This window comes from Pseudomonas meliae, from assembly GCF_001400515.1.
Taxonomy (GTDB): domain Bacteria; phylum Pseudomonadota; class Gammaproteobacteria; order Pseudomonadales; family Pseudomonadaceae; genus Aquipseudomonas; species Aquipseudomonas amygdali.
Genome location: NZ_LJQT01000302.1, coordinates 1 through 4,809 on the forward strand (window position 1 = coordinate 1; position 4,809 = coordinate 4,809).

Annotated in this window: 4 protein-coding genes and 1 pseudogene; all 5 read right to left on the reverse strand. The window is 54.6% G+C overall.

Annotated features, from left to right (window positions below; genetic code table 11):
- The coding region (locus tag ALO64_RS14020; RefSeq protein ID WP_157058659.1) for a DUF3577 domain-containing protein at positions 1-227 on the reverse strand (227 nt) is incomplete at its 3' end.
- A gap of 96 nt (positions 228-323) precedes the next feature.
- A complete protein-coding gene (locus ALO64_RS25550; RefSeq protein ID WP_005730111.1) occupies positions 324-554 on the reverse strand; it encodes a hypothetical protein in 231 nt (76 codons plus the stop codon).
- A gap of 581 nt (positions 555-1,135) precedes the next feature.
- Positions 1,136-1,312, reverse strand: a complete 177-nt coding sequence (locus tag ALO64_RS25700; protein WP_005730107.1) for a hypothetical protein — start codon at positions 1,310-1,312, stop codon at positions 1,136-1,138.
- A gap of 713 nt (positions 1,313-2,025) precedes the next feature.
- The gene (locus ALO64_RS14030) at positions 2,026-4,047 is read right to left on the reverse strand and encodes a DNA topoisomerase III (protein ID WP_044345499.1); all 2,022 of its coding nucleotides are present in this window, start codon (positions 4,045-4,047) and stop codon (positions 2,026-2,028) included.
- 131 nt (positions 4,048-4,178) lie between these two features.
- Positions 4,179-4,722 (reverse strand): annotated as a pseudogene (gene pilL2, locus ALO64_RS24380) (PFGI-1 class ICE element type IV pilus protein PilL2); the annotation flags it as partial.
- Between the last annotated feature and the right edge of the window lie 87 nt (positions 4,723-4,809).

A 4,809-nucleotide genomic window follows, 5' to 3' on the forward strand; every position in this document is an offset into this window, starting at 1 on the left:
TGTCTACACCCTCTTAGGGGGTCATTTTTACAGTGGCGGTGACAACCAACCACGTTGCAGTCGATGTAGGCGTACTCAGGTTTCTCAGATGTGCCTTTGAGGGCCGCTACTGTTACAGCCATGAAAGGAGAGCCCTTACGAGGCTTCACTTCACGAATGCGGTTGAGATAGCCAATGCCGACGGTGTGCAGGTCGAAGTATTTGGTTTCGTTGGTAGAGTTGCTCATGATGTATCTCCAGTTTTGAGTGTTCAAAGCGGAGATACACTTCGCCCAGGGGGAAGGTATTCCCCGCATGGGTGGTAGAGCGAAATTTTACGACAATCAATGCATGAATCTGAATGCTGTAAGCATAATGCCTACGGCAGCAGTCAGCATGACAGCCATACGAATGGTGAGTTTCAGTTCGAGTCGGGACTCGAGCTTATCGATGTCGGCTTTGGTCGCGAGTTGCGTTTGCATATCCGACTCCAGAGCATCGACGACTGCAGCGGCGCGGTCTTCCGTCACATCGATTGAAATCAATGCTTGGTAAAGCGCAAGACTGCTTTTCATGAAGGTCTCCTGCTAAGCACGAGACCATCCCTTCGGGAAAGGTCCCGATGGGGGTGAGAATCATTATGCATCCATCAATCAGATAAACTGATCAACCGTTCGCGCTTCCGAATGCTTTGCGAACTGGGGGTTGGATTAATGCGTAAAACGTATCGTAGTCATGAAATCCAGACTACCTCGGGCATGTTGCTGACAACGTCAGCAGTACACGTCTTGAGAATCTGAATTTGCGGAGGGCTTGTCAAGCAGCATGTAGCGCAGGAGTCGCTTATTGTCTGTCAACGCCAACTTGGCAGCTCAAAGCCGCCAGCCGCCAGTTTGCCCAGGGAGGGGCAATTTTAGATTGGCGTTGGGCGGGCATTTTTACAGTGGCGGTGATGATTATTTACTGTGTGGACAGCAATGGCCTGACGAATCGGATGGCCTTGAGGTGAGAATGCTCGACAGATGTTGGTTCAACACGTCAGTGACGTGATTGTAGCGCACGTTTTATGTCAGGCCAGCTGGCATAAAGCCCTACGCCACCGACTGAGAAAAACATGAACATCAGAATCGCGATACCAGCCATTTCATGGCTCATATCATTCCTCCTTAGTCATGAAGATTCCGAGAAGCCACATTACAACCCCTACAATCATGGCGCAAGCAGATAGCAGGGAGAAGTTTGTAACGAAAATGCTGATCAGCGCAGCCGCAATCGCAGTCGAACCAATTTTACGCAGATCCTCGGCCACAGCCTTTTTCTGGATTGTTTTCATTGGAAATCCTTGTCGTGCCAGTCATCAGCTCCAATGCCTGTCTCGCTTTGAGCACAGTGGCCAAGAGGGTGATGACGAGAATCGTGCCGAGAGCTAGCACCTTTGCAGATGATGACTCTCAGCCGGTGTGTGATTTGATAAACGTGTGAAGTTTGCCACCTGTGAGCGTAAGCTCAGCGAGGATCCCTGGGCATTGATCGCACGCATTGCTTTATCGACATCACCCGACCCGTCGTCGTGGCTTGGGCCAGTAATCAAAAGGCACGCATTCGCGCACAAAGGGAGCCCGTTTTTTCACCGGCGGGCACCGGCAGCGAAAAGTGGCTACCTCGGAAGGTAACCTGGTCATCCTGCGTGCTGCGAGATGACCGGGTTACCTTCCGAAAAAGCGGGGGAGTTTAAAAAAAATGGGCCACAACACCAGTGTGACCCTGAGACGACTGTGCATCGAACCTTCCATGAACCCTATGTGCCTATGAACCCGCTTTCACGAGTTAGACGGCTGCGTGTCTGCTATTGAACAGGGAGACACAGGGAGAATTCACAACAAGATCTGTACGCCCCTCCCGATGCTTTGCGTACTTTGGGGTTGGAGAATGAAGGCAAGGCCGACTTCTCCAGGGTGTCACTGATGACCGTCAGTGACCAGCGGGGTGGAACAGTGAATGGAGCTATTGTGGCATAACATTTGTGGGGATGCTACACGCAGGCTGTCAGCCGCCTGATGCGGTTCTGGCCTGCGGCTTAGCTGATTTACTGGGGGACTTCTTTTTCTTTTGCTCAATATTCACGGTGCCCTTGCACTCCGGGTATCGAGTGCAAGCCCAAAACATGCCTGAAGAGCCTTTGCGCTGTGACATTTTCGCGCGGCAGAGCGGGCATTCGGGTCCCTCTGGCACGGTGATGGACAGCGTCGTCCCTTTGTACTGCTCTACCAGTCTGGTGATCCAGGTTGACTGTCGGGCAATAAAATCATCCAGTGTAAGGGTGCCTTGCTCGATCATGGTGAGCGCCTGCTCCCAGATCGCCGTGGTGCCGGGGTCGGCCACGGCAGGAGGGACTGCATCAATCAGTGAAAACGCTGCCTCAGAGGCCCTTATCGCACGACCTTTCTTGATGAGTGATCCTCGATCTATCAAGCCTTGGATAGTGGCTGCGCGAGTTGCTTCAGTCCCAATACCCGTCGTTTCCTTGAGTTTCTGAGCCAGACGCGGGTCTTTGACCAGCTTGGCGATGGTTTTCATCGCTTTGATCAACGTACCTTCGGTGTAGGGTTTTGGCGGTTCGGTTTTCTGCGCCTTCAACTGCAGGTCCTGGATGTCACATCGAGAGCCAGCCTGCAGCATTGGCAGGGTCTGTGACCGCCCCCCACTTTCGTCTACCTCTTCCTCGGATGAGCTCGAAAATAGAATTTTCCAGCCCTGCGCCACTATTCGCCTGCCCACCGCCTGGAGTGGAACTGCATTGGATTGGAAAGTCGCCACGGTGCGGTCATATTCATGGGTAGGCATGAACTGCGCAAGAAAGTGAGCGCGGATCAACTCATAGACCTTGCGCTCCTTCTCAGACATTGCCGACAGGTTTGCAGGTTCAAGCGTCGGGATGATCCCGTGGTGAGGGCCGGTGATTTTTTTGTCGTTCCATGCACGCGACCGTTGCTGAGGGTCAATCAGTCGCAGTGTCTCGTCGATGGCGGGATCAGTGCGCTTTAGAGCATCAAGAACCATGGGGACTTCATCCAGCATGCTCTCTGGCAGATAACCGCAGTCAGTTCTGGGATAGGTTGTCGCTTTGTGGGTCTCATAGAGCGCCTGTGCGACGTCGAGCGTCTCTTGAACCCCGAGCCCGAATTTCGCCGAGCACACCTCCTGCAGGGTGCTCAGATCGAAAGGGAGGGGAGCGACATCCCGACCACGCTCGATCTCCACAGAGATAGCCGTAGCCTTCTGGCTATTTTTCAGCGCATTGAGTGCGGCAGCCGCTGCGCTCTGATCGAGGCAGCGGCCATCTTCGTCGGTGACTGATTCATCGGCGACCCATTTAGCCAGAAACGAGTGCCCGGCAGTGCAGAGCTGAACATCAAGGTTCCAGAACGGCTGGGGGATGAAGTTTGCAATTTCCCGGTCCCGGTCGACCACCAAGCGAAGGGTCGGTGTTTGAACACGGCCGACGGACAGCACGCCGGTGTACCCGGCCTGTCGTCCGAGCAGGGTAAACAGCCGTGAAAAGTTCATGCCGATCAGCCAGTCCGCCCTGGAGCGTGCGAGCGCTGATAGGTATAGCGGATAGGTTTCCGCACCCTGTTTGACGCTGTTGAGCGCCTGGCGAATGGAGGCCTCATTCAGGGCCGAAAGCCACAGCCTCTGAATCGGCCCACGGTACCCACAATACTCGATCAGCTCGCGCGCGATCATCTCACCTTCGCGGTCAGCATCGGTCGCGATCACTAGTTCTGTTGCTTCTTTGAGCAACTGCTTCACGACCTTGAACTGGCTGGCGGTCTTCGGTTTGACGATGACTTTCCACTGTGCAGGTAGAATGGGAAGCGTATCCAGGCTCCAGTTTTTCAGGTGATCGCCGTAGGCATCCGGCGCAGCAGTTTCCAGCAAGTGGCCAATGCCCCACGTGACGACAACGCCAGGCCCCTTGATACAGCCGTTGCCTCGTGTTTTAGCGCCGAGGACAGCGGCAATGTCCTTACCCTGGCTTGGCTTCTCGCACAGATACAAACGCATAAAGGCTCCAATGATATTTCTCGCGTCCTCAGAGCTTGCTGTCTGGGGAGGGAGTGAGAGGGTCGCCGGAGGATTCAATGCCGATGGCCAATGCCCAGCGGCCACGGACGATGAGGTGCTGTCTACCGGCGTGTTCCAGCGTTGGACGATGGGTCAGTTTGAATCGGTGCTGTGGGCTTTGGTGTATCCGGAAGTTGGTAACCAGGGCGCAGTACGAAACAGACATCGCGCGTAACCTCATTGACTTTGACCTGCCATGCGGGACCTGCGAGCACCTGCAGAGTGTTGCGCAGACTCATGGGGCCGAGCTTGTACTGGGCCGAAGGAAGGGGGCGCGTGAACAGGATGTTTACGTGATCCGTGGTCGGTGGGCACAAGGCATAGCCCGAGCGACTGAGAACATACTGCATCGCATCCTGGACGGACGGGTCTGACATCGATGATCTGGGCCATTAGGTCGCGTTGTTCGGCTTCTGGAGCAGTATTCACCAGGGCGTATCGACCGTAACGAACCATGGGCTCCTGACCGGGCTTCGCGCCATTTGAATACAGGTCTGGCGAGAGCAGCTCAGGATTCTGGCTGCTGTCGTAAGCTGGTCCAACCGGTTTGTCTGCTACAGACGTGCATCCGGCGAATATCGCGAGTATGGAAAGTGTGGAAAGCTGCCTGATCATGTGTGCCTTGACCCCATTTCTTGATGGTGGCCAAGGTGCCAGCGCTTCAATTACAAAGCACTGCTAAACCCTAAGAGGGTGTAGACA